This is a genomic window from Mesorhizobium sp. M0615 (genome assembly GCF_040320805.1).
Lineage (GTDB): Bacteria > Pseudomonadota > Alphaproteobacteria > Rhizobiales > Rhizobiaceae > Mesorhizobium.
In genome coordinates this window covers 1-21993 of record NZ_JAMYQI010000009.1, presented here as the reverse complement: position 1 = coordinate 21993, position 21993 = coordinate 1, and the positions used below count along the sequence as shown (strand labels likewise).

At 63.2% G+C, this 21993-nt stretch carries 23 protein-coding genes; 10 read left to right on the top strand and 13 right to left on the bottom strand.

Features of this window, described 5'->3' with window-relative positions:
- The first annotated feature begins 110 nt into the window (after positions 1–110).
- Positions 111–692, top strand: coding sequence for a TetR/AcrR family transcriptional regulator (locus NKI46_RS17100; RefSeq protein ID WP_023668517.1), 582 nt, complete (start codon positions 111–113; stop codon positions 690–692).
- 336 nt (positions 693–1028) lie between these two features.
- Here the strand turns inward: NKI46_RS17100 and NKI46_RS17095 are convergent, their stop codons facing one another.
- From NKI46_RS17095 to NKI46_RS17065, 7 genes are all read right to left on the bottom strand, one after another.
- Positions 1029–2051 (bottom strand): LacI family DNA-binding transcriptional regulator, encoded by a 1023-nt coding sequence (locus NKI46_RS17095; protein ID WP_023668516.1) that lies wholly within the window; start codon positions 2049–2051, stop codon positions 1029–1031.
- Between the two features lie 136 nt (positions 2052–2187).
- Positions 2188–2982, bottom strand: coding sequence for an ATP-binding cassette domain-containing protein (locus tag NKI46_RS17090; RefSeq protein ID WP_023668515.1), 795 nt, complete (start codon positions 2980–2982; stop codon positions 2188–2190).
- A gap of 4 nt (positions 2983–2986) precedes the next feature.
- Positions 2987–3973, bottom strand: coding sequence for an ABC transporter permease (locus tag NKI46_RS17085; protein WP_023668514.1), 987 nt, complete (start codon positions 3971–3973; stop codon positions 2987–2989).
- Positions 3974–4082: 109 nt separating this feature from the next.
- On the bottom strand, positions 4083–5015 hold the full coding sequence (locus tag NKI46_RS17080) for a substrate-binding domain-containing protein (RefSeq protein ID WP_023687083.1): 933 nt from the start codon (positions 5013–5015) through the stop codon (positions 4083–4085).
- A 296-nt stretch (positions 5016–5311) separates the two neighbouring features.
- Positions 5312–6340, bottom strand: coding sequence for an ABC transporter permease (locus tag NKI46_RS17075; protein ID WP_196814808.1), 1029 nt, complete (start codon positions 6338–6340; stop codon positions 5312–5314).
- A complete protein-coding gene (locus NKI46_RS17070; protein ID WP_352514468.1) occupies positions 6337–7881 on the bottom strand; it encodes a sugar ABC transporter ATP-binding protein in 1545 nt (514 codons plus the stop codon). The genes NKI46_RS17075 and NKI46_RS17070 overlap by 4 nt, the downstream gene beginning before the upstream one ends.
- 137 nt (positions 7882–8018) lie before the next feature.
- Positions 8019–9176: a fumarylacetoacetate hydrolase family protein gene (locus NKI46_RS17065; protein ID WP_352514469.1), complete on the bottom strand. Its 1158-nt coding sequence runs from the start codon at positions 9174–9176 to the stop codon at positions 8019–8021.
- A 176-nt stretch (positions 9177–9352) separates the two neighbouring features.
- Here NKI46_RS17065 and NKI46_RS17060 point away from each other — a divergent pair, with 176 nt between their 5' ends.
- The 6 genes from NKI46_RS17060 to NKI46_RS17035 all read left to right on the top strand — a co-directional run bounded on the left by NKI46_RS17060 (position 9353) and on the right by NKI46_RS17035 (position 15448).
- Positions 9353–10630 carry an NAD(P)/FAD-dependent oxidoreductase gene (locus NKI46_RS17060; protein ID WP_352747092.1) on the top strand — a complete coding sequence of 426 codons (1278 nt, stop codon included), beginning with the start codon at positions 9353–9355 and terminating at the stop codon, positions 10628–10630.
- Positions 10631–10726: 96 nt separating this feature from the next.
- Positions 10727–11608 (top strand): ABC transporter permease, encoded by an 882-nt coding sequence (locus tag NKI46_RS17055; protein ID WP_023747934.1) that lies wholly within the window; start codon positions 10727–10729, stop codon positions 11606–11608.
- Positions 11605–12432 (top strand): ABC transporter permease, encoded by an 828-nt coding sequence (locus NKI46_RS17050; RefSeq protein ID WP_023709184.1) that lies wholly within the window; start codon positions 11605–11607, stop codon positions 12430–12432. Before NKI46_RS17055 ends, NKI46_RS17050 begins: the two co-directional genes overlap by 4 nt.
- 25 nt (positions 12433–12457) lie before the next feature.
- Positions 12458–13564 carry an ABC transporter substrate-binding protein gene (locus NKI46_RS17045; protein ID WP_023668506.1) on the top strand — a complete coding sequence of 369 codons (1107 nt, stop codon included), beginning with the start codon at positions 12458–12460 and terminating at the stop codon, positions 13562–13564.
- Positions 13565–13773: 209 nt separating this feature from the next.
- A complete protein-coding gene (locus tag NKI46_RS17040; RefSeq protein ID WP_023684396.1) occupies positions 13774–14373 on the top strand; it encodes a helix-turn-helix domain-containing protein in 600 nt (199 codons plus the stop codon).
- On the top strand, positions 14363–15448 hold the full coding sequence (locus NKI46_RS17035; protein ID WP_352747089.1) for an ABC transporter ATP-binding protein: 1086 nt from the start codon (positions 14363–14365) through the stop codon (positions 15446–15448). Before NKI46_RS17040 ends, NKI46_RS17035 begins: the two co-directional genes overlap by 11 nt.
- 440 nt (positions 15449–15888) lie before the next feature.
- Here the strand turns inward: NKI46_RS17035 and NKI46_RS17030 are convergent, their stop codons facing one another.
- Positions 15889–16593, bottom strand: a complete 705-nt coding sequence (locus NKI46_RS17030) for an SOS response-associated peptidase (protein WP_352747087.1) — start codon at positions 16591–16593, stop codon at positions 15889–15891.
- A 188-nt stretch (positions 16594–16781) separates the two neighbouring features.
- On the opposite strand from NKI46_RS17030, the gene NKI46_RS17025 reads away from it, so the two are divergent.
- Positions 16782–17135, top strand: a complete 354-nt coding sequence (locus NKI46_RS17025; protein ID WP_023668502.1) for a nuclear transport factor 2 family protein — start codon at positions 16782–16784, stop codon at positions 17133–17135.
- 89 nt (positions 17136–17224) lie between these two features.
- Here the strand turns inward: NKI46_RS17025 and NKI46_RS17020 are convergent, their stop codons facing one another.
- Both NKI46_RS17020 and NKI46_RS17015 read right to left on the bottom strand, forming a co-directional pair.
- Positions 17225–17704, bottom strand: a complete 480-nt coding sequence (locus tag NKI46_RS17020; RefSeq protein ID WP_352747084.1) for an SRPBCC family protein — start codon at positions 17702–17704, stop codon at positions 17225–17227.
- On the bottom strand, positions 17701–18057 hold the full coding sequence (locus NKI46_RS17015) for an ArsR/SmtB family transcription factor (RefSeq protein WP_023687094.1): 357 nt from the start codon (positions 18055–18057) through the stop codon (positions 17701–17703). Before NKI46_RS17015 ends, NKI46_RS17020 begins: the two co-directional genes overlap by 4 nt.
- A 165-nt stretch (positions 18058–18222) precedes the next feature.
- Here NKI46_RS17015 and NKI46_RS17010 point away from each other — a divergent pair, with 165 nt between their 5' ends.
- The gene (locus NKI46_RS17010) at positions 18223–18570 is read left to right on the top strand and encodes an ArsC family reductase (protein WP_023709906.1); all 348 of its coding nucleotides are present in this window, start codon (positions 18223–18225) and stop codon (positions 18568–18570) included.
- A 210-nt stretch (positions 18571–18780) separates the two neighbouring features.
- Here the strand turns inward: NKI46_RS17010 and NKI46_RS17005 are convergent, their stop codons facing one another.
- The 3 genes from NKI46_RS17005 to NKI46_RS16995 form a co-directional block, all read right to left on the bottom strand.
- A complete protein-coding gene (locus NKI46_RS17005; protein ID WP_352747082.1) occupies positions 18781–19137 on the bottom strand; it encodes a DUF488 domain-containing protein in 357 nt (118 codons plus the stop codon).
- 16 nt (positions 19138–19153) lie between these two features.
- Complete coding sequence (locus tag NKI46_RS17000) at positions 19154–20410, bottom strand: aminopeptidase (protein ID WP_352747079.1); 1257 nt, start codon at positions 20408–20410, stop codon at positions 19154–19156.
- Between the two features lie 86 nt (positions 20411–20496).
- A complete protein-coding gene (locus NKI46_RS16995; protein ID WP_023752591.1) occupies positions 20497–21411 on the bottom strand; it encodes a LysR substrate-binding domain-containing protein in 915 nt (304 codons plus the stop codon).
- Positions 21412–21505: 94 nt separating this feature from the next.
- Here NKI46_RS16995 and NKI46_RS16990 point away from each other — a divergent pair, with 94 nt between their 5' ends.
- Entirely contained in the window at positions 21506–21709 is a 204-nt protein-coding gene (locus tag NKI46_RS16990; protein WP_023684387.1) for a hypothetical protein, read from the top strand.
- Positions 21710–21993: the final 284 nt, after the last annotated feature.

Sequence of the window (21993 nt, the reverse complement as noted above, 5' to 3'; positions counted from 1 at the left end):
TGACGGAAGGCCACATAGGTGTTACCAGTAAGTAACATTCGGATAGTTACAGACCGGTAACACCCTAGTCAAGAGGTGAACCGAATTTTTAGGGAGACAAGGAGACTGCGATGGCAGACGGCATTACCGATCGCGTGCGCCCCCGGGACCGAATCCTGGAGACGGCGCAGGACATGTTTCACAAGCATGGCATCAAGGGCGTCGGTGTCGACGCCATCACGGAAGCCGCCGGCACCAACAAGATGACGCTCTACCGTCATTTTGAGTCGAAGGACGAACTGATCGTCCAATGCCTGCGCGCGTCGGCGGCTAAAGGCGCCGCGATGTGGGACCAATTCGAGGCTGAGCATCCCGGCGACAAGCTCGCCCAGTTGCATGCCTGGATTCGCATGGCCGCTGCTTGCCTGGCGGCTGACGGTCGCGGCTGCGACATGGCCAATGCCGCCGCCGAATTGACCGAGCCGGACCATCCCGCCAGGAGCGTGATCAAGGAGCTCAAGAGCGCTCAGCGCGATCGCCTCGTTGCGCTGTGCCGGGATGCGGGCATCGGTCAGGCCGAGCTTCTGGCCGATACGCTGTCGCTGCTGTTCGAAGGGGCGCGCGTCAGCGTGCAGACCATGGGCTGCCAGGGCCCCAGCACGCAGTTCGTGCGCATGGCTGAAGGCCTGATCAGCTCTTTCAGGGCGCGCTGAATTCCAGCTTTCGGAGTTGAGGAGTCCCCATCATCCGGCGGGGCTTTTGGCTATTCTCCGAACTTGCCCGTCAACTCTAATTTAGATTCATTTGAGAATGAAAAAAGCCCGCTGCCGGGAGGAGGTGGCAGCGGGCTCGATTTCGAACGAGATGCGGGAGGAGGTGCACCGCGCTCAGCGTCGGCATCGCATCTGGGAGGAGTAGATGGCCGACACCCAGATGAGTACGGGTTGCCCAATGATTCGGCAACAATGAAAGTTGCATGGCTGCTGTGCAGATTTGCGGCATCTACCCCGACTTGTCGTACAAATCGAAGAAACCGCCACGGCGCGACTTCACTGCACCGGCACGTTTTCCTTGAAGATCAGCCGTGGCTCGATGAACTTCTTCGTCAGGTATGGCGCGGCGGATGCGATCGAGCCAAGCAGGCGGATCACAGATTGCTCCGCGATCAGCCGCGCATTCTGGTCGATGACGACATCGGCGAGGTCGTCGACGAGATAGCCGCGCGTTTCCTTGGTCAGGTCGTGGCAGATGAAGACCGGCTTCTTCTTTGGCTTGGCCTCGAGCAGCGCTCTCGCCACACCTGAGCGCCCGGCGCCGACGCAATAGATGCCGAGCAGTTCCGGCTCGTTGTGCAGCGCCTGCATCGTTGCGGTGTAGCTGCCCTCCGGTTCGTCATTGATCTCGACCGCACTCGAGACCGTGAGATTGGGGAATTCCTCTGTCAGCACCGACCGAAAGCCCATTTCTCGCTCCTCGTGCCCGCGATAGGAACGCGAGCCGACGACCATCGCCAGATGACCCTGGCGGCCATTGAGGAAGCGCCCCATCAACAGCGCCGCCGTGCGTCCGGCAACCCGGTTGTCGATGCCGACATAGGCCGAACGCGGGGCGGCTGGAACGTCGGAGACCAGCGTGACAAGGCGGATGCCTGCCTCGACCACATCGCGCAATATGTTGCGCGTTCGCGGATGATCGACGGCAATGACGCCGACGCCATTGGCCTTCAGCGACAGATTTTCAACCGCCGCCTGCAGCGCTGCCGGCGAGATGCCGCCGAGATTGTGGATCCGGCACGAGGCGACCAGCGGCAGGCGCCCCGCATAGTCCTCGATGTGCCCGGCGAGGTCGATCATGAAACCGTTGGCGCCGATCGGCAGGAAGAATTCAAGATGCGCCGGCCGCGACGGCAGCGTCACCTGATCGACCACCGGCAAATAGCCGAGCTGCTTGGCCGCCTCCATCACCCGTTGGCGGTTGGCGGCGCTCGCGCCGGCCCGGTTGTTCAGAACCCGGTCGACGGTCGCGGTCGACAGGCCGCAGCTCCTGGCTATGTCGGCAACGGTGGCTTTCATGGCTGTAGTCATAGAGCATGATCCCGAAAAGTGGGAACCGGTTTTCTCGGACAAACGGGAACCGTTTTGTCAAAAGGTCATGCTCTACAACGAGTTAGAGCGGATGCGTTTCCGTGCCAGACGGCGCGAAGACGGTTCAGCCGTGCGATGGCCCGCCTTCGATGATGGCGTCGCGGATCTCCTTGTCGGACATCCCGGTGATGATGCGTTCGACCTCGGCCACGCTGGTCTTCTTCGGGTCGATGTCGTCGGCCACCACCTTGCCCCGGCGCATGACGACGATGCGGTCAACCACCTGGAAGACATGGTGGATGTTGTGGGCGATGAAGATGCAGGAATGCCCGGAATCGCGCGCGTTGCGCACGAAGCTCAGCACGCCTTGCGTCTCGGCGACGCCGAGATTGTTGGTCGGCTCGTCGAGGATGATCAGGTCGCTGTCGAAGTGCATGGCGCGCGCGATGGCGACGGCCTGCCGCTCGCCGCCGGACAGGGAGCCGATCGGCGTCGTCGGCGGGATGTTCTTGGAGATGCCGACCTGTTTCAACAGGTCGCGGGCGACATTGTTCATCGCCTCCTGGTCCATGCGGTTCAAAAAGCGCGGCGGTTTGATCGGCTCGCGGCCGAGGAACAGGTTGCGCGCGATCGACAGCTGCGTCACCAGTGCCGAATCCTGGTAGATCGTCTCGATGCCGTGCGCGATGGCGTCGCTGGTGCTGCGCAGATTGACCTTCTTGCCGCGGATGAAAATGTCGCCGCTGGTCAGCGGCACCGCCCCCGACAACACCTTGATCAGCGTCGATTTGCCGGCGCCATTGTCGCCGAGCAGGCCGACGATCTCCCTTTCGTTGACATGAAAATTGGCGTCTTCGAGCGCCTGCACGCGCCCGTAGGACTTTTTGATGTTGGACATGCGGATGAGCGGTTCAGCCATGGTTCTAGGTCCCTGCCTGATGCCGGCGTTCCAGCCATGAGTGCAGCGCCATCATGCCGAGGATGATGGCGCCGATGAAGATGTTGTAGGCCAGCCCGGGCACGCCGATCAGCACGATGCCGTTGCGCATGACGCGCAGGATGAGGATGCCGAGCACCGTGCCGATGATGGTGCCGCGCCCACCGGTCAGCGCCGTGCCGCCGATCACCACCATGGCGATGACTTCGAGCTCGTAGCCGGTGCCGCTGTTGGGGTTGGCGGCCGACGTGCGCAGCGACGAGATGACGCCGGCAAGCGAAGCCATCACCGACGACAGCACGAACAGGCCGATCTTGACGCCGCTGACGTTGACGCCGCGCGCCCTTGCGGCGCCTGGATTGCCGCCGGCTGCCTGGATCCAGTTGCCGGTCCGGCTTTGCGTCAGCACGTAGCCCAGTGCGATGGCCGCCGCGATGAACCAGAAGAGCGACATGTAGATGCGGAACGGGCCGATGAAGAAATCACCGACCAGCGCTTCGGCCAGCCAGCTGCCCTCGGCGCTCCACGTCCGCTGCGGAAAGCCGTCGGTGACGAACAGCGCGGTGCCGCGCACCACCAGCAGCATGCCGAGCGTCACCAGGAAGGATGGGATTTTCAGCTGCGTGACGAACCAGCCATTGACCAGGCCGATGAAGGCCGCGATCAGCAGCGCGGCGAGGAAGCCGACCTCCAGCGAGGTCAGGCCGCTGTTGAACAGCGTCCACATCAGCACCGGCGAAAAGCCGAACAGCGAGCCGACCGACAGATCGAATTCACCCGACGTCATCAACAGCGTCATCGCCAGCGCGATCAGCCCGAGCTCGACGGTGAAGGCCAGCGTGTTGGAGATGTTCTGCGGCGACAGGAAATCGTGGTTGATGCTCCAGAACACCGCGATTTCGACGATGAGCAGAACGAAGGGCCCGAATTCCGGCCTCGCGATCAGGCGTTGGATGAGCGAACGGTTTTCCACTGATAACCTGCGACAGGAAGGGGAAGGCTGAGCCCAGCGCGCAACGCGAAGGGCTCGGCGAAAAGACAGTCGCGACCGCGGCTGCGGCCGCGACTTTTGAAGGTCTGGGTTATTTACCGGACAGGATGTCGTCGTAGACCTGCGCGGTGTCCTTTTCATAGAGCGCGCCGGTGATGACGTTGAAGCCCGGGGGAATGCCTGACGCCGCCATGTTGGCCAGCGACAGAGCGACATAGCTGGTCGCCTGCGGGTCCTGCCACTGGCCGGCATTGACGTAGCCGGTCAGCACTTCCTGGGTGGTGTCGAGCGAGTTGCCCCAGCCGACGACCGGGATTTCGCCCGGCTTGATGCCGGCCTGGTCGAACACCCGCTTGATCGAGCCGGTGACCAGATCGCCGAGGCCGATGATTGCCTTGACCTTGGCCTTGTTGGCGGTGAGATAGTCGACCATGCGGTTGATGGCTTCGGCCTGGTCGAGGGTCGCTTCGGTGATCTCATAGGTGATCCCCAGCGGTTCGAAGACGCTCTTGATGCCTTCCTCTTCCTGGACGCCGTAGGTGGCGCCGGGGATTTCGACCGGCATCCAGACGAAGTCGCCCTTCTTCACCAGGCCCTTGTCGACCAGATATTGCGCCCAGTGCTTGCCGAAGGTGACGTTGTCGCCGCCGACATAGGCGTCGAAGCTTGCCTTGGGATCGGGCGTGTTGAAGTTGATGATCGGGATCTTGGCCGTGTTGGCTTCCTTGGCGATTTCGATCAGGCTGCCCGGATCGGGGCTGGTGGTGACGATGCCGTCGGCCTTTGCCGAGATCGCGGCGCGCACGGCCTCCTGCTGCGAGGCAACGTCGCCATTGTGGAACGAGGTGTTGACGGTGTTGCCGGTGTCCTTCGCCCATTGCTTGGCGCCGGCCAGGAAGTAGGTCCAGACCGGGTCGGCCGGGCCGCCATGCGAAATCCAGTAGAACGTCTTGGCCTGTGCCGCCGCCGGAACGGCCAGCGCCACAATCAAGCCAAGCACGAGTAATCGTAGCCTCGTCAGCATTTGCTTTCCTCCCATGTTGAAAAACGACCTCCACGTCCGGCGATGATCCGGGCGATGCCCTTGATCCTCTCTCCTGCCAGCGCCGACCCGGATGCGCAGAGCATCTTCTTTTGCGGCCGATGGCAAGCCTCTATCCGCCCAATGGATGGTGGCGCGATGCAACGCGCCATCAGCGATCCCATCAGATCGCATCAGTTAGAGGGCAATTCCAGGAAAAGTGTGAAACGGTTTTCCGCCCGGAATTGCGTCAAACCAAGAGATAGAGATATTCCCCGGCAAGCAGGCGGGGCTTAAACTCAGGCGCGCGGATTTTCCTGAAAGCGCTCGGCCTGGCGGTTGCGCAGCACCTTGGCCAGCCGGTCGAGCGCGAGCGCCAGCACCATCACCGCGCCGATCACGAACGGGCTCCATGCGGCGTCGATGCCGAACAGGGTCACGCCGCTCAAGATGACCTGGACGATCAGCATGCCGATCACCGCACCGAAGACGGTGCCGCGCCCGCCGGAAAGCGAGGTGCCGCCGATGATCGCCGCGGCAATCGCCATCAGCACGAAACCGCCGCCTTGGTCGACGTCGGTAACGGGAGAGCCAAGCCACAGCGCGCCCGCCAGCCCCGAGATGACGCCCATCAGCACCAGCGTCTGCAGCCGCACAGCACCTGTCGGGATGCCGGCATAGAGCGCCGCCTGCGGATTGCTGCCGACGGCCTGGATCCGGTAGCCGAAGCGGCTGCGGTGAAGCACGAGGTGCATCACCACCGCCATTGCGACGAAGACAAAGACAGCCGTCGGCACAAGGCCGAACAGCTTGCCGTGAACGATCTCAAAGAAGTCGCCGCCTGGGCTGGCCGGAGCTGTCGCTTGCATCTTGACGGCCACCGCCGCCACGCCCCGGAACATTGCAAAGGTGCCCAGCGTAACGACGATGGCCGGCAGTCGCAGCGCCACCACCAGCAGGCCGTTGACGAGGCCGAGCCCGGCGCCGAGCAGCACGCCGGCAAGGGCGGCAAGCCACGGGTCGATGCCGGCGGCCAGAAGGAATGCGGTGAGAAGGGCCGCGAGATGGAATATCCAGCCGACGGAAAGGTCGATCTCGCGGAGTGCGAGCACGAACACCATGCCGATCGCCAGCATGCCGGGATACGCAGCGGTTTCCAGCAACGACAGCACATTGGCCTCATCGAGGAAATCCGGCCGGGCAAAGCCTGTAATCGCCACCAGGACAACGAGCCCGATGAGCGGCCTGAGTTCGAGGGGCAGGCGAAGGCTGCGCTTCGGGTGGGCAGCCGAACCGGCAAGCTGTAGCATGGGATCCAATCGTGTCATGCCATGGCTCCCACGAGTTTCTTTTTCGGCCGCTCCGCCTCCGGCATCTCGCCGGTGGTGGTCAGTTGCAGCACTGTCCTTCGCTTCATCTCGACGCCGGACAGCTCGCCGGCGACCTGGCCGCGGTGGAAGACAAGGACGCGGTTGCTGAGGTTGGTCAGTTCGGACGGCTCGACCGAACGCAGCAAAACGATACAGCCATTGGCCGCCATCTGCCGGATCAGCGCATAGATCTTGCGCTTGGCAGCCGCCTCGATACCGCCAGCCGGATTGTCTAGGAGCAGCACTTGCGGCGCCGTCTCCAGCCATTTGGCGATTACGATCTTCTGCTGATCGCCGGCCAGCAGCGAATTCACCGGCGCGTCCGGCAGGCCCTTGATGCGCAGCGCATCGATCTGCCTTGCGGCGGCGGCGATCGCGGCCTTGGGCGAGTAGCGGCGAGACCCCCAGTTGCGGGCGCCTGTAGCGATGTTGCCTATGTTGAAGGCCAGCGACCGGTCGGGCATCAGGCCGTTGCACAGGCGGTTGGCCGGCACCAGGCCGATGCCGCGCCGCGCCGCTTCGGTCGGATTTCCAGGCAAGCCGTAGCCGTCGGGGAGCCGCACCCTGCCGCTTTGCGCCTCGCGCAGGCCAAACAGCATCTCGAACAGGTCTTCAACGCCCGACCCCTCAAGCCCGGCCAAGCCGAGGATCTCGCCGGAGCGGGCGGTGAAGCTGACGCCGGAAATCCGGCCGCCGCTCAGACCCTCCACCGTGATCCGCGGCCTTATCGTGCTGGCATTGGCCGGCAGTGCAGGCGGGAACAGGCTGCCGCGCTGCTGGCCGATCATGGCGTCGATCACATCGGCTTCGCTCAACGCCGAGCGCTCACTTGTCAGCACGTCACGGCCGTTGCGCATCACGGTGACCTGGTCTGCGATCGCAAACACGTCCTCCAGCCGGTGCGAGACATAGAGCACGCTCGTGCCCTTGGCCTTGAGGTCACTTAGTACGGTGAACAGGTGCTCGGTCTGGCGCCGGTCGAGCGCAGAATTCGGTTCATCGAGGATCAGCAGCCTCGGGCCTTCCAGAATTGCGCGGCCGAGTTCGACATAATGCCGTTCGCCCATGCCGAGTTGTCCCACAGGAGCGTGGACATCGACGTCGAGCTTGAGTTGCCGAAGCAAGGTGCGGCTGCGTGCCTCCATTTCGCGCCTGGAGACGAAGCCATTGCGCAACGGCTCGCGATTGACGAACAGATTGGCCAGCACCGAGCGGTCGGCAAACAGGCCGAGCCCCTGGTGGACGACGCCGAAGCTGTGCTTGCGTGCAGCGATCGGGCTGTCGACGGTGACGATCTGGTCGCCGACGCGGATGGTGCCGCTGTTGGGCCGGAGCACGCCGGCAAGCACCTTCACCAGCGTCGACTTTCCGGCGCCGCTTTCACCGACGACAGCATGGATGGTCCCCTGTCCGACAGACAGGTTCATATCCCTGAGCGCGACAACGCCGCCATAACGCATGGCGAGATTGCGCACCGATATCATCGGCAAACCGAGCATGCGATTCGGCCCCCACAGACCGCGCCCCGATCCTGGAGCGAATTTCCGATACAGTCACCCGGATTCCGCTAACAAACGGCTTACAGGGACCGGATGCGAACGTTTATCGGCTATCCGTTCGTCCCGCTGCTCCGAAATCAGATCAGGTCGGCCTTGGCGAGGTCCCGCATGAGATGGCTGGCGCCGTAGGTCCAGTGCGGGCAATCGGGCGACAGAAGCACGCGGTTCACCAGCGCGCCGAATTTCTCCGACGAGATGGTGACGATGTCGCCGATCTTGTGGGTGAATCCCTTGCCCTTCTCGCCGCGATCCTTCGACGGCACGAACATGGTGCCGAGATAAAGCGCCAAGCCGTCGGGATACTGGTGGTGCGGCCCCATGGCGGCCGCGACCAGCTCTTCGGGCGAACGGCTGATCTCGGCCATCGAGCTCGCGCCCTCCAGCGAAAACCCGTCCTCGCCCTCGACCTTCAGCCCCACCGTGGCGCGCTTGACATCGTCGATGGAAAAGCTTGCGTCGAACAACCGGATGAAGGGCCCAAGCGAGGCCGAGGCATTGTTGTCCTTGGCCTTGCCGAGCAGCAGCGCCGAGCGTCCCTCGACGTCGCGCAGATTGACGTCGTTGCCGATGGTCGCGCCGACGATCTTGCCGGTGCTGGCGGCGATCATGGCGATCTCCGGCTCGGGGTTGTTCCAGGTGGAGACAGGATGCAGCCCGACATCGGCGCCGAAGCCGACGGACGCCATCGGCTGGCATTTGGTAAAGATCTCGGCGTCGGGGCCGATGCCGACTTCCAGATATTGCGACCAGGCGCCGCGCTGGATGAGCTTGGCCTTGATCTCCATCGCTTCGGGTGAGCCGGGCTTCAGCTTCGACAGATCGTGGCCGATCAGCCCGGCAATGTCGGCGCGGATGGCGTCGGCCTTTTCCGCCGAACCGCGCGCCTGCTCCTCGATGACGCGTTCGAGCAGGCTGACCACGAAGGTCACGCCCGACGCCTTCACCGCCTGCAGGTCGACAGGCGAGAGCAGATAGGGTTTTGCCGGATCGCGGGTGGCCTGAAAACTGTTGGCGGCGATCGCGTCGAGCGAGCCGACCGGTTCGCCCTTGGCAGAGCGCACGTGTCCGGCCGGATCGGCCATCTCGCAGATGTCGCGCACTGTGGGTGCGGTGGTCGAGGTGACGTCGAAAACGATCCCGTCGCGCACGGTGACCACCAGCGGATGCGAGGCATCGCTTGCCCTGGCTCGGCCGATGAAGAGCCCGTCGGCGGGAAGCTGCATTGGGTTCGTCATGGCTTACGGTCCTTTGATGATCGAGATGGCAGCTGGGCCGCGGCACTTTCACCGGATTCACGCCAAAGGTCTATCCCGTGGCGCAGGCAATTGTCGGTTCTGACATGAGGCCCGCTCTTTCAAAAAAATGAAACTGGCACTAGAATTTTCATTTTCCGCATACTCCAGGTGAAGCCTTGCCCGCACCGTTTTCCGTTCCGATCTGGCAGAAGCCGCAGACCGCATCCGCCTTCCAGTTGCTCGTCACTGCGCCGGTCGACGTTGCCATCGTCGGCGGCGGCTTCATGGGCCTGTCGACCGCCTTGCACGCAGCCCGGCTCGGTCTCGGTGTACAGGTGCTGGAGGCCGGCGAGATCGGCCAGGGCGCCTCGGGCCTCAATGGCGGCCAGGTCATTCCCGGCCTGAAATATGATCCCGAATGGCTGCTCGAGCATTTCGGCCCCGAGCGTGGCCGGGCGCTGGTCGATTTCGCCGCCTCGGCGGCGGATACGGTGTTCGATCTCATCCGCGACGAAAAGCTGGCGGTGCCGTTCATGCGCAAGGGCTGGATCCAGGCCGCGCATACCGAAACCGCATTGAAAGCGGCGGCGAACAGGGATGGTCAATGGCGGGCGCGTGGCGCCGATGTCCGGCTTCTGAATGAAAGCGAGATCGCCGATATGACCGGCGCGCAAGGCTATCTCGGCGGCTGGCTCGACCGCCGCGCCGGCATCATCGATCCGCTCACCTATACAGTGGAACTGGCGCGCATCGCCGCCGCCGCCGGCGCCAGCATTGCCGAGCGGCAGAAGGTGGTGAAACTCCGCAAGGAGGCCGGCCTTTGGCGTGTCTCAACCGAAAGCGGCGCCGAGGTGCGGGCGAAAGCGGTTGTCCTGGCGACGAACGCCTATACCGATGGACTGCTTCCGGGCCTCGCGGAAACGATCGTGCCGCTGCATTCCTTCCAGGTCGCGACCGCGCCGCTGTCATCCAACCTTGCGGCGACGATCCTGCCGGAAGGGCAGGCGGTGTCCGACTCCAGGCGCATTCTCGTCTACTACCGCAAAACAGCCGACGGCCATCTGGTGCTTGGCGGCCGCGGCCGCAGGGCGCGGCCGAGGAGCGAGGCCGACTGGGCGCATCTGCAGCACGCGCTGGTGCGGCTCTATCCGGCGCTCTCCGATGTCGTCATCGAGAAGCGCTGGTTCGGCCGCGTGGCGATGACACCGGATCACCTGCCGCACATCCATGAGCCGGAAAAGGGCCTGCTCGCCGTGGTTGGTTGCCAGGGCAGGGGCGTCGGCCTGATGACCGCGCTGGGAAAACGCATGGCGGGCTACCTCGCGGGCGGCGATGTCAATCAATTGCCGTTCCCGCTGTCGCCGGTCCGGCCGATCCCGTTCCACGCCTTCCGCCAGGTCGGCGTCGCCGCGACCATCGCCTGGTACCGGATGCTCGACGCCTTCGAGCGCTGATTGGGTGCCGGTCGCCTAGGCCTCGTGGATTCAGCTTGACAGTTTCACAAATATGAAAAAAGCTAAGCCGATTTCATATTTCCGTTGAGCAGTCCGATGTCGAGCATCGTTGCAACAGAAGCGCCGGCAGGGTCGTCCCGAGGCTTCCGCTTCGCCATGTTGCTGCCGGGCGGGCTGGTCACCTTGTTCCTGATCCTGTTTGCCCTTGGCCTTGTGCTCTTCCTCTCACTTCGCGGCAATGACGGTTCGCTGCTCGGCGCCGGCTTCACGGCAGGCAACTTCATCACCGTGGTCTCCGATCCGCTCTACTGGACGGTGACGCTGCGCTCGCTGGTGATCGCCGGCCTGGTGACGCTGGCGACCGTCGTCACCGCCTATCCCGTCGCCTACTATCTCGCTTTCTATGCCGGCCGCCGCCGCAGCCTGCTTTTGTTTCTGGTGACCCTGCCGTTCTGGACCAGCTATCTCCTGCGCGTCTTCGCCTGGAAGATCGTGCTCGCCTACAACGGCGTCTTGAACTCGGCGCTGATCGAAAGCGGCATCTGGTCGGAGCCGACGCTGGCCTTCCTCAACACGCCGGCGGCGGTGGTCGTCACGCTGGCGCATGCCTATGCGCCCTTCGCCATCCTGCCGATCTATGTGGCGCTGGACACCATCCCGAAATCACTGCTCGAAGCCGCCTCCGATCTCGGCGCCAGACCGTTCACGGCGTTTCGCCGCGTCGTCTTGCCCAATTCGATGCCGGGCGTTCTGGCGGCCGCCCTCGTCGTCTTTGTGCCGACGGTCGGCGACTATGTCACCCCGGCCATGGTCGGCGGTCCCGCCAGCACCATGATCGGCACATTGATCCAGTCGCAGTTCGGCAAGGCCAATGACTGGCCGTTCGGGGCGGCACTTTCAGTCTGCGTGATGCTGGTCATCCTCTGCGTGGTGCTGGTCGCACGCGGCGCCGACCGCAAATTCGGCAGCCGCACATGAGCGCGGCGCGGAGAGATGATGGCCGCGGCTGGCTCGGCGTCTATGTGCTTGCCTATCTCGTCTTCCTCTATCTGCCGGTGCTGTTGATCCCGCTGTTTTCCTTCAACAACTCCATCCAGGCCGCGTTTCCGCTGCAGGGCTTCACGCTCGAATGGTATGCCACGCTCTATGGCAATCCGGCGCTGTCCGGCGCGCTTTTGAACAGTCTCGTCATTGGCGTCGTGGCCGCCGCCGGCGCCACGCTCTGCGGCATCACCGTCTCCTATATGGACCTCTACGGTCGTTCGCCGCTCGCCGCCACCATCAGCGCCATCTCCAGGCTGCCGATCCTGATCCCCGGCGTCATCGTCGGCATATCGTTGCTGATCCTCGTCAATCTCATCGGCCTCGGCCCGTCGCGCATCGCCATCGTTCTCGGCCACATACTGGTGGCGCTGCCGACCACCGTGGTGATCATGCGCAGCCGGTTTGCCGCAATTCCGAAAACCATTCGCGAGGCCGCACTCGATCTCGGCGCTTCCGACTGGACGACCTTCCGGCGGGTGATGTTGCCGCTCTCGCTGCCGGCCATCGTCTCGGCCTTCATGCTGGCCTTTCTGATTTCCTTCGACGAGTTCATCGTCGTCTTCTTCCTCGCCGGCACCGAGCCGACGCTGCCGCTCTACATCTGGAGCCAACTGCGTTTTCCTCGCTCGCTGCCGACCGTGATGGCGCTGGGGACAGCTATCCTTGCTGTGTCCGTCATCATCGCCGGCATCGCCGAAATCCTGCGCCATCGCGGGCTGAGCACAGCCCGTCGGACGGCGCCCACCAGTCCAGCCTGACCCATAACAAAAGAGGAGAACCGAAATGGCATTCGACCCGAAATCAATTACTGGGCTGAAATCGATCACTGGCCCGAAATCGATCACTGCAAAGACAGCCCGCACCGGGCTTGCCGCGCTTGCAATCGTCCTGTCGTCGACTGTCGCCTTCGCCGCCGACAAGCTGCAATATTTCACCTGGTCCGGCTATGAACTGCCAGACTTCAACAAGAGCTTCCTGACGGCCCATCCCGATGGCGTCGAGGCCTCGATCTTCGGCGACGACGACGATGCCTTCACCAAGGTCAAGGCCGGCTTCCGCCCCGATATCGCCCATCCCTGCTACGACAAGGTGGCGCGCTGGAACAAGGAAGGCCTGCTGCAGCCGATCGATACCAAGCGCATCAAGAACTGGGATTCGATCTTCCCGGTGTTCAAGAACCTGCCCGACATCCAGGCCGGCGACGGCAAGGTCTGGATGGTGCCGTGGGACTGGGGCAACACCTCGATCCTCTACCGCACCGATCTGGTGAAGAACCCGGAAGCGAGCTGGAACCTTCTGTGGGACAAGCAATATGCCGGCCGCATGGCGACCATCGATGCCGTGCATGACACGCCGATCGTTGCAGCACTTCTGGCCGGCGTAAACCCCTTCGATATGACGCCGGAGCAGATGGACAAGGTGGCGGAAAAATTGCGCGAGCAGCGTCCGCTGCTCTCCAACTACACCACCGACATGACCTCGGTCGAACAGGCGCTGGCCAGCGGCCAGCTGGTCGCCGCCATGACCTGGAACGCGTCGGCAACCTCGCTGAAGAAGCAGGGCGTGCCGGTCGAGTTCATGAAGCCGAAGGAGGGCATGCTGACCTGGGCCTGCGGCTTCGTCATGCTCAAGGACGCCAAAAACGTCGACCTCGCCTATGACTTCATCAACAGCCGGCTCGACGCCGACTCGGGTAAGTACCTGATCCAAGCCTACGGCTATGGCAGCTCGCTGAGCACCGCCTTCGCCGGCGTGGCGAAGGACGAACTGGACAAGCTGCAATTGCCGGCCGACCCGGAGGTGATGCTGAAGACCACCATCTTCACCGGCCCGATGAAGCAGAACGACGATGTGGCGAAGATGTTCGAGAAAGTGAAGGCGGGGGGGTGAGCAGCGCAGACCTCACCTTCTCCCCTTGTGGGAGAAGGTGGATCGGCGCGATAGCGCCGAGACGGATGAGGGGTGTTCCAGCGGAGTGAGACGTTGGCGTTCCCTGGAACACCCCTCATCCGTCGCCCTCGGCGACCCCTTCTCCCACAAGGGGAGAAGGGGAGCTCTTCGACGCCGCGCCGCGCCAACAAAGAGACAAGGACCCACGCATGGACATGCTTGAAGCGAAACCAAAGGCCGACGCCGACATTCGCGTCGGCCGGCGCGTGCGGGCGCTGCGGCTGGAGCGCAATTTGTCGCTGGCCGAGCTGGCAGCAAAAGCCGGCGTCTCCATCGGTGCGCTGAGCCAGATCGAGCGCGGCCTGTCTTCGCTGCGCGTCAAGGTGATCTGGCCGCTTGCGGCCGCGCTCGACATCGAGCCTTCGGCGCTGATCACCGACGGCAACGAAGCCGCCAACGATCTCTATTGCGTGCGCGCCGACAAAAGGCGGCAGCTCCCGGTCAAGTCGGAAGGCATCGCCAAGGCGCTGCTGTCGCCGCCGGGCGCGGCGCTGACCGGCCTCTTGGTGACCGTGGAAGCCGATGGCGGCACGGCGGAAGCCTACGCGCATATCGGTCACGAGTTCGGCTATGTCCTGTCGGGCGAGGTCGAACTGGTGGTGGACTCGACAAAATACGTGCTGAAGAGCGGCGACTCCTTTGCCTTCAAGAGCACGCTTCTGCACGCCTTCCGCAATCCCGGCACCGAGCCTTGCCAGATCCTCTGGGTCAACACCACCAAGCCGTCCGAGGTTCGCGATGGCGCCTGATGCGCTGGTACGCCTGGACACGGTCTCGAAGGTTTTCCCCGGCGGCATTGTCGGGCTCGACGCCGTCGATCTCGACATTATCAGCGGCGAGTTCATCACCCTGCTCGGGCCCTCGGGCTGCGGCAAGACCACCAGCCTGCGCGTCATTGCCGGTTTCGAGAGCCCGTCGAGCGGCAAGGTGCTGCTCGATGGTCGCGACATCACCGCGCTCAGGCCGTTCGACCGTCCCGTCAACACCGTGTTCCAGGATTATGCGCTGTTCCCGCATATGAACGTCGCCGGGAATGTCGGCTTCGGCCTGTCGCTGCGCAAACTGTCCGGCGCCGAGCAGGCAAAGCGCGTCCGCGAAGCCCTCGACATGGTCGGCCTCGCCGACAAGCTCGGCGCCCGCGTTTCCGAACTGTCGGGTGGCCAGCGCCAGCGCGTCGCGCTCGCCCGAGCCATAGTCTGCGAGCCGCGCGTTCTGTTGCTCGACGAACCGCTGTCGGCGCTCGATGCGCATCTGCGCGAACAGATGCAGGTCGAACTGAAGCGGCTGCAGTCGCGGCTCGGCACCACCTTCGTCATGGTCACCCACGACCAGACCGAAGCGCTGTCGATCTCCGACCGCATCGTCGTCATGAACAAGGGCCGCATCGAGCAGATCGCGCCCCCGGCTACGCTTTACGACCGGCCGGCGACGAAATTCGTCGCAAGCTTCATCGGCACCATGAACCTCTTGCAATCGCGCTTCATCGGCCGCGACGGCGACCGCCTGCGCTTCGCCGCTGGCGGGCTTTCGCTGGAAGCAACATCTGAAACCGGCGACACACCCGGCGAAGGCACTGAGCGCACCATCGGCGTTCGCCCCGAGGACTTGCTGGCCACCACCGATGCCGCCGCCGGCACCGCGCCGGCGCGCGTCAACTCCATCGTCTTCCACGGCCGCACGCTGCGGCTGCATGCTGAGCTGGGGCAGGGATTGCCGGTGGTGATCGATGCGCCGCGCCAGGCCGAGGGCTTTCAATTCAGCGTCGGCGACGTGGCGCATATCAGCCTGCGCCGTGGTGCCAACTGCCCTATGCTGCCAAGCTGATCCAACCCAATCCCTTCATCGACGGTTGGATTTAACCTGCTGTGAAGATCGCCAAGGTGGAATTAAGTGTGAATTGACTCGCAAAGGAACATATTCCTACTTTGCGGGATGCCCGAACTAAGCACCCGACCGCGCCGAAATGTGCAAACCCTCTGCTTGGCGCATGAAGTCGGGCAGCTAATTCGTGTTCGATGTGGGAACTGCAACATCACTCGACACTATCTGCCTGGCGATCTCGCAAAGCTGGTTGGTGATATCCCCTTTTGGGATGTGGAGCGGCACATGCGGTGCGAGCGCTGCAAAGGTCGTGAGCTCGATGCAGGCATCATTCTGCCAAGCGCTGCTGAACGCCTTAAAATTCGCGTCAGACGTCTTGTCGAAATCCGCATGGTTCGGCGGGTAATCTGGCGAGACGAAGATTGAGGAGAGCCGATTCCGGGTTAAAACAGAGACCCTTGGGCCGGGGCCTGTGGTGGGAACTTGATCTGTGTGGCTGGCTTCTCAACGATCACCAACGCGTCGTTGGGCGCCGTCCGCTGCAAATGCCGTGCTTCCGACCATGGCGCCGTCAGCCAAGCCTCGGTTTCCTCCGGCGTGGTGAGGATCACGGGCATAGCCTTCTCGTGGATCGGCGCGATGAGAGCATTAGGCTTGGTGGTCATGAAGGCGTATAGCTCGAAGTCGCCGGGACCGTCCTTGACCTTTCGCACGCCCTGCCAAGACGTCCAGAAACCAGCGAAGAAGAACAGCGGCCGGCTCTCGCCACGGGCAAACCAGTAATTTCGCTGGATTCCTGTTTCCGGGTCTTTATCGTTCGCCGCAGGGCTGGGCTCGGCAAAGCTGGTCACCGGCACGACACATCTGTGCTCGACCCCCACATATTGCTGCCAGTGCGAATATTGCGGATTGCGAACGTTGGTGGTGCCGTAGTCGGCCTTACCTTTCATGCGCTCGGGCGGCGTTGGCAAACCCCAAAGCAGTTTCGCCAGTTCACGCTCCCCATCCGCCCTGTTGCGAACGACCAGCCCAGGTTGATTGGGATAGACATCAAGCGAAGGTTCGAGGTTGCCGCTGATATCGTGCAATGTGCTGGTCCATTGGCGGACCGCCTCTTGCGTCGTCGTGATGTTGTAGAGGTTGCACATGCACCCAGCATTGCGGAATTGGCTTTTGTCTGCAACCGAAGTCGCTGTCCGACGCCGCCGCAATCATCGTCACACAGGCGCGCTATACCTATCGTCCTGACACACCGTGTCAGCTGTCGTGCGGGGTAAAGGTGGCGGGCCGGCAAGCGCTTCCCTACTTCAAACCAGTCTGAACAGGAGGAACACACATGACCATCGCGGATGTTGCCAAGGATTTCACCGAAATGCTCCAGCAGGGGGATCACCTGGGTGCTGGTGAAAAGTACAATGCCGATGATATCGTCAGCCTCGAAGCGATGGAGGGGCCGATGGCCATTGCCCGTGGCAAGGAAGCTCTCAGGCAAAAGGGCGAATGGTGGCAAGCGAACCACGAAGTCCATGGCGGCTCTGTCGAAGGCCCCTATGTCAACGGCGACCAGTTCGCGGTGCGCTTCAAGTTCGACATAACGCCCAAGGCCACCGGCGAACGGGTCACCATGGACGAGGTTGGCCTGTACACGGTCAAGAACGGCAAGATCACAGAAGAGCGCTTCTACTACTGAGCCCGGGTGCCGTCGGGTTCCGGCGCGCTTCGCTGCACGACCCAAAAACCAGGCGGCCGGGACAAAGTCCTGGCCGCAGTGGGAAAAGCTCAAATGGTCTTCACATACTGCGCCAACTGATCGGCCACCGTGCCCCAGCCGTCGAAGAACCCCATCTCTTCATGATTGTTGCGGGTAGCCTGGTCGCGATGGATGGCCGTTGCCGTGTAGCGCGTGCCCTTGCCATCGGACTGAAGCGAAATGACTGCGGTGATGAAGGGCTCGCCCGAGGGCCGATAGCCCGGCAGCAGCGCATCGGTCCACACCAGCCGCTCGTTCGGCACGATCTCGAGATAGCAGCAATGGCGGTCGTTGACCTCCTTGCCGTCGGGCGATTGCATGCGCGTCCGGAACAGTCCGCCCGGACGAAGGTCGATCTCGCAATCGGTGATCAGCCAGGGCTTGGGCGTGAACCATTGCTTGACATGCTCCGGCACCGTCATCGCGCTCCACAAGAGTTCGCGCGGCGCGTCGAGCTTGCGCTCCAGCACAAGGTCCAGTCTGGGGTCGGGCTTGAAGGGATAGCTCACTTTTCTTGCTCCTTGAGGCTCATCACATAGGCGTCGAATTGATCGAGTCGGCGCTCCCACAGCGTGCGCTGTTCGGCCAGCCAGTTTTCGGCGAGCTGCAGCGGTTCGGGCGCCAGCTGATAGGTCCTGGTGCGGCCGATTTTTTCCGATCGCACCAGTCCGCAGCCTTCCAGCACTTTCAGATGCTCGATGAAGGAAGGCAGCGCCATCTCGAAAGGCTGCGCCAACTCGCTGACCGAGGCCGGACTGCGGTTCAGCCGCTCGACCACGCGCCGCCGCGTCGGGTCAGCCAGCGCGCGGAAGATGCCGTCGATCGGCGGGAGACTTGTAGTTGGGGCGTGGAGGCTTGGCATGGGCGATCCTGAGGTCTGTCGACGCGGTGCAGACAGATACTTAGGAAATTTCCTTAGTATTGGCAACCTCTAAAAAAGCGCCGCTAGCGATTGGGACGCTGGCAAAGCGGGGAGGGCGGTTTTAGGCTGTCTGAGGATTCGACTGTCAGTCAAGGGAAGCGCGTTTTGACGATCACCATGTACGGCATCACCACCTGCGACACGATCCGCAAGGCGCGCACCTGGCTGGAGGGCCATGCTGTGCCCTACCGCTTTCACGACTACCGGGCCGAGGGGATAGAGGCGGGCAGACTGGACGGGTGGGTCGGCAAGGTTGGCTGGGAAAAGCTGCTCAACAAGGGCAGCACGACCTTCCGCGAGCTGCCGGACAAGGACAAGCAAGGGCTCGACGAGAAGAAGGCCAGGAAGCTGATGCTGGCCAACCCGACGATGATCAAGCGCCCGGTGCTCGAGGTCGGGGATGAGATTTTGGTTGGCTTCAAGCCGGAGGCTTATGAAGGGGTGGTGAAGTAGCGTCGCCTCGCTTCGTCATCCTGTGGCGAAGCTAGGTTCGAAGCGACGCAGCGCAGACCATGGGATCCTGTCGGTCTCCTTCCCACCCCAAACATAGCATGGGAACAACACACAGGATCCTCGGGTCAGCCCGAGGATGACGAACGCGTGGAGGGCGATCGCTAATTGTGAAGGCTTTCGCTTGCGGCGTATGCAGCGGTTCGCTGTCTCTCAACCCGTCCCGCGCAAATACCCCGCCAACGCCACCGCATTGTTATGCGCCTCGTCATGTGCGCCATAAAGCAGCGTCACCTTGGCCTTGCCGAGCAAGCCACGCAGTTGCGCCACCGCTTCGCTATTCCCATCCAGCTCGACCGAATACCGCACCTGAAATTCCGCCCACCGCGCCGGCTCATGTCCGAACCACTTCCGCAATTCATCGCTCGGCGCGATGTCCTTCAGCCACAGCGTCAGCGCGGCATCCTCCTTGCTGACGCCGCGCGGCCAGATGCGATCGACCAGCACGCGTTGCCCGTCATCGGGCGCGGGTGCTTCGTAAATTCGCTTGACCGTCACGTCGAAACCCATCCGCCCCTCCGCGAGCTTACGCCCACTCACCCTTGCGCATCACCGGCACGCGGCGGCCATCCTTATGCACGCCGTCTATGTCGACCTTGTCCGAGCCGATCATCCAGTCGATGTGGATAAAACTCTTGTTGCCGCCGCGCTGGGAGATCTCGTCCTGGCTGAGCGAGGCGCCATCGACGAAGCATTTGGAGTAGCACTGCCCGAGCGCGATGTGGCAGGCGGCGTTCTCGTCGAACAGCGTGTTGAAGAACAGCAGGCCGCTGGCCGAGATCGGCGAGGAATGCGGCACCAGCGCCACCTCGCCGAGCCGGCGCGAACCCTCGTCGGTGTCGAGCACTTTCTTCAGCACGTCCTCGCCCTTCGAAGCCTTGGCTTCGACGATCCTGCCCTCTTCGAAACGCACCGAGATATCGTCGATCAGCGTGCCCTGGTAGGACAGCGGCTTGGTCGAGGAGACATGGCCGGAGACGCGCCGTGCATGCGGCGTGGTGAAGACCTCCTCGGTCGGGATGTTCGGATTGCAGGTGACGCCGTTCTTGGCGGTCGAGGCGCCGCCCATCCATTCATGGCCATCGGCCAGCCCGACGGTCAGGTCGGTGCCCGGGCCGCTGAAATGCAGATCATGGAAATTGTGCTCGTTCAGCCACTTTGTGCGGCCGCGCAGCGCTGCATTGTGCGCCGTCCAGTTTGCGATCGGGTCTTCCACATCGACCCGTGATGCCGAAAAGATCGCATCGGCGAGTTTCACCACCGCGACATCGTCGGCATCGCCGGGGAAGACCTGTTTTGCCCAGGCGAGATCCGGGTAGGCGACGATGTTCCAGTTGATGTCGAAGCCGGTGATCTTTTCGAGCGCCGGCTGGTAGGCCATCGAGTTCGCCTTGTTGGCGCGCGCCACTTTCGCCGGGTCCTGCGCCGACAACAGCGACGGGTCCTCGCCGCGCACGGCAAGCCGCGCCGCATTGTTGGAAAAGGCCTTCGCCATGCCTTCATACATCCAGCCGGCGGCGCGGTCGAAGCCGGCATCTGCGCCGTAGTGGAAGCGCGCCAGCGTGATCTCGTCATCATTGAAGATTGGGGTCACCAGGCCGGCGCCCGCTTTATAAGCGTGCTCAACGATGCGCCTGGTCAGCGGCAGTGCGGCGATCGACGAGGTCAGCACCAGATCCTGCCCCGGCTGCAATTGCAGCCCGACCTTGATGGCGACTTCCGCCAGCCTGTCGAGCTTCACCGGGTCGATCGTTGCGGAAAGGCCGCGCGAATGTGTGGTCATGATCCTGCCTGTCTTGGTCTTGGGGGTGAAGCTTCCAACATAGGTCGGCGCGGCTGTGCTTTCCAGCACTGTCGCGACGGACAGCCCTAGGCAGCGCTTTCCAGCGCGCTGAACTGCGCCACGGTCGCCGCGATTTCCTCGCGGATCCAGATCTTGAAATCGCGCACCTTGCGGCTTTCGGTCTTGGTCGCCGAGGTCACCAGCCAGTAGCCGAGGCCGCTCTGCGCCCGCACGCCGAAAGGCGCGACGAGGCGGCCGTCGGCCAGCGCATCGGCGGCCAGCAATTGCCAGCCGAGCATGACGCCATGGCCGGCGATCGCCGATTCCAGGCACAGCATCGGGTCGGTGAAGCGCGCGCCTTTGCGGAAGGTGACCGGCTCGGCTCCGGCGGCCTTGAACCAGCTCTCCCAGTTGACCATCGCCCGCTCGTCGGTGATGGCGCAGGTCTGTGCGAGGTCTTCGATCGACGTCAGCTTTTTGGCGATCACCGGCGCACAGACCGGAAAGACCTCCTGCGCCAACAAAAGTTCCGCCCGGCCGCCCGGCCATTTGCCGTCGCCGAGCCGGATGGCGATGTCGATGTCGGAACGCTCGAGATCGGCGAGCCGCACCGAGGCGTCGATGCGCAGCAGCACGTTGGGATGGCGGTCGAAATGGCGCGACAATCGCGGCAGCAGCCATTTCGAGGCGAAGGCCGGCGCCACCGAAACCACCAGCGTGCACTGGCTTGCCTCGTCGGCCAGCGCCACCGCCTGCGCCAGCTCGCGAAAACCGGCGCCCAGCCGGGCGGAAAAAACCGTGCCGAACTCGGTCAGCACCAGCCCGCTCGCCGTTCGTTCGAACAGCGCCTGTCCAAGCTGCTTTTCGGTGCGGTTGATCTGCTGGCTGACGGCGCTAACGGAGACGTTGAGCTCGCCGGCAGCGGCCGCCAGCGAGCCGAGGCGGGCGACGGTTTCGACGGCGCGCAGGCCGTTGAGATGGACGCGGTTCAGCATAGCCATTCCAGTTTTTCTAAACCGGCGCGGCCGAAATCTCAATTGAAAGACGGCGAGACAGGGCAGATTCTAGCGGGACAGTCAGACCGAGGAGGCGAGGATGGTGACGATCGTATCATTGCTCAAAGTCTTTGCCGCCGGCTACACGCGGCGGCGCCATGACGGGGATGTCCTCAATTGGGTGACCGATCCGCTGTCGCATCCCGTGCTCGACACCATGTCGGAGCGCGAACTCGGCGACATGCCGTTTCGCCTGACGGCGCGCCGCACTGCATACGAGACGGCGCAAGCAGGCTGCCGCTGAAATCGCGGACGCGGTAACTGGGAAGGCGATACTGTCGGCGCCAGCGCTGCCGCTCATTGGCCTGCCGGGCATTTCTCCCCGTAAGGGAGAAAGGTTGCCGGCGCCGAAGGTTTCGCCAATCACCAGCCCTGCAGGCAAGGGCGCCGAGGCACACGGTTAACCACCTTTCTCCCCGTCACTATACGGGGAGAAGGTGCCGGTGTCCGAACCGGATAGATAGGTAACAGAATGGACCGATAGCATGGGTGACAGTTTTCTTGTCCGCCGGAGGACCGGCGATGGTT

Bases quoted from the DNA above. Each gene is read 5' to 3' on its own strand.
- NKI46_RS17100 (WP_023668517.1), top strand. From the start codon at position 111: ATGGCAGACGGCATTACCGATCGCGTGCGCCCCCGGGACCGAATCCTG.
- NKI46_RS17095 (WP_023668516.1), bottom strand. From the start codon at position 2,051: ATGAAAGCCACCGTTGCCGACATAGCCAGGAGCTGCGGCCTGTCGACC.
- NKI46_RS17090 (WP_023668515.1), bottom strand. From the start codon at position 2,982: ATGGCTGAACCGCTCATCCGCATGTCCAACATCAAAAAGTCCTACGGG.
- NKI46_RS17080 (WP_023687083.1), bottom strand. From the start codon at position 5,015: ATGCTGACGAGGCTACGATTACTCGTGCTTGGCTTGATTGTGGCGCTG.
- NKI46_RS17075 (WP_196814808.1), bottom strand. From the start codon at position 6,340: ATGACACGATTGGATCCCATGCTACAGCTTGCCGGTTCGGCTGCCCAC.
- NKI46_RS17070 (WP_352514468.1), bottom strand. From the start codon at position 7,881: ATGCTCGGTTTGCCGATGATATCGGTGCGCAATCTCGCCATGCGTTAT.
- NKI46_RS17065 (WP_352514469.1), bottom strand. From the start codon at position 9,176: ATGACGAACCCAATGCAGCTTCCCGCCGACGGGCTCTTCATCGGCCGA.
- NKI46_RS17055 (WP_023747934.1), top strand. From the start codon at position 10,727: ATGTCGAGCATCGTTGCAACAGAAGCGCCGGCAGGGTCGTCCCGAGGC.
- NKI46_RS17050 (WP_023709184.1), top strand. From the start codon at position 11,605: ATGAGCGCGGCGCGGAGAGATGATGGCCGCGGCTGGCTCGGCGTCTAT.
- NKI46_RS17045 (WP_023668506.1), top strand. From the start codon at position 12,458: ATGGCATTCGACCCGAAATCAATTACTGGGCTGAAATCGATCACTGGC.
- NKI46_RS17040 (WP_023684396.1), top strand. From the start codon at position 13,774: ATGGACATGCTTGAAGCGAAACCAAAGGCCGACGCCGACATTCGCGTC.
- NKI46_RS17035 (WP_352747089.1), top strand. From the start codon at position 14,363: ATGGCGCCTGATGCGCTGGTACGCCTGGACACGGTCTCGAAGGTTTTC.
- NKI46_RS17030 (WP_352747087.1), bottom strand. From the start codon at position 16,593: ATGTGCAACCTCTACAACATCACGACGACGCAAGAGGCGGTCCGCCAA.
- NKI46_RS17025 (WP_023668502.1), top strand. From the start codon at position 16,782: ATGACCATCGCGGATGTTGCCAAGGATTTCACCGAAATGCTCCAGCAG.
- NKI46_RS17015 (WP_023687094.1), bottom strand. From the start codon at position 18,057: ATGCCAAGCCTCCACGCCCCAACTACAAGTCTCCCGCCGATCGACGGC.
- NKI46_RS17005 (WP_352747082.1), bottom strand. From the start codon at position 19,137: ATGGGTTTCGACGTGACGGTCAAGCGAATTTACGAAGCACCCGCGCCC.
- NKI46_RS17000 (WP_352747079.1), bottom strand. From the start codon at position 20,410: ATGACCACACATTCGCGCGGCCTTTCCGCAACGATCGACCCGGTGAAG.
- NKI46_RS16995 (WP_023752591.1), bottom strand. From the start codon at position 21,411: ATGGCTATGCTGAACCGCGTCCATCTCAACGGCCTGCGCGCCGTCGAA.
- NKI46_RS16990 (WP_023684387.1), top strand. From the start codon at position 21,506: ATGGTGACGATCGTATCATTGCTCAAAGTCTTTGCCGCCGGCTACACG.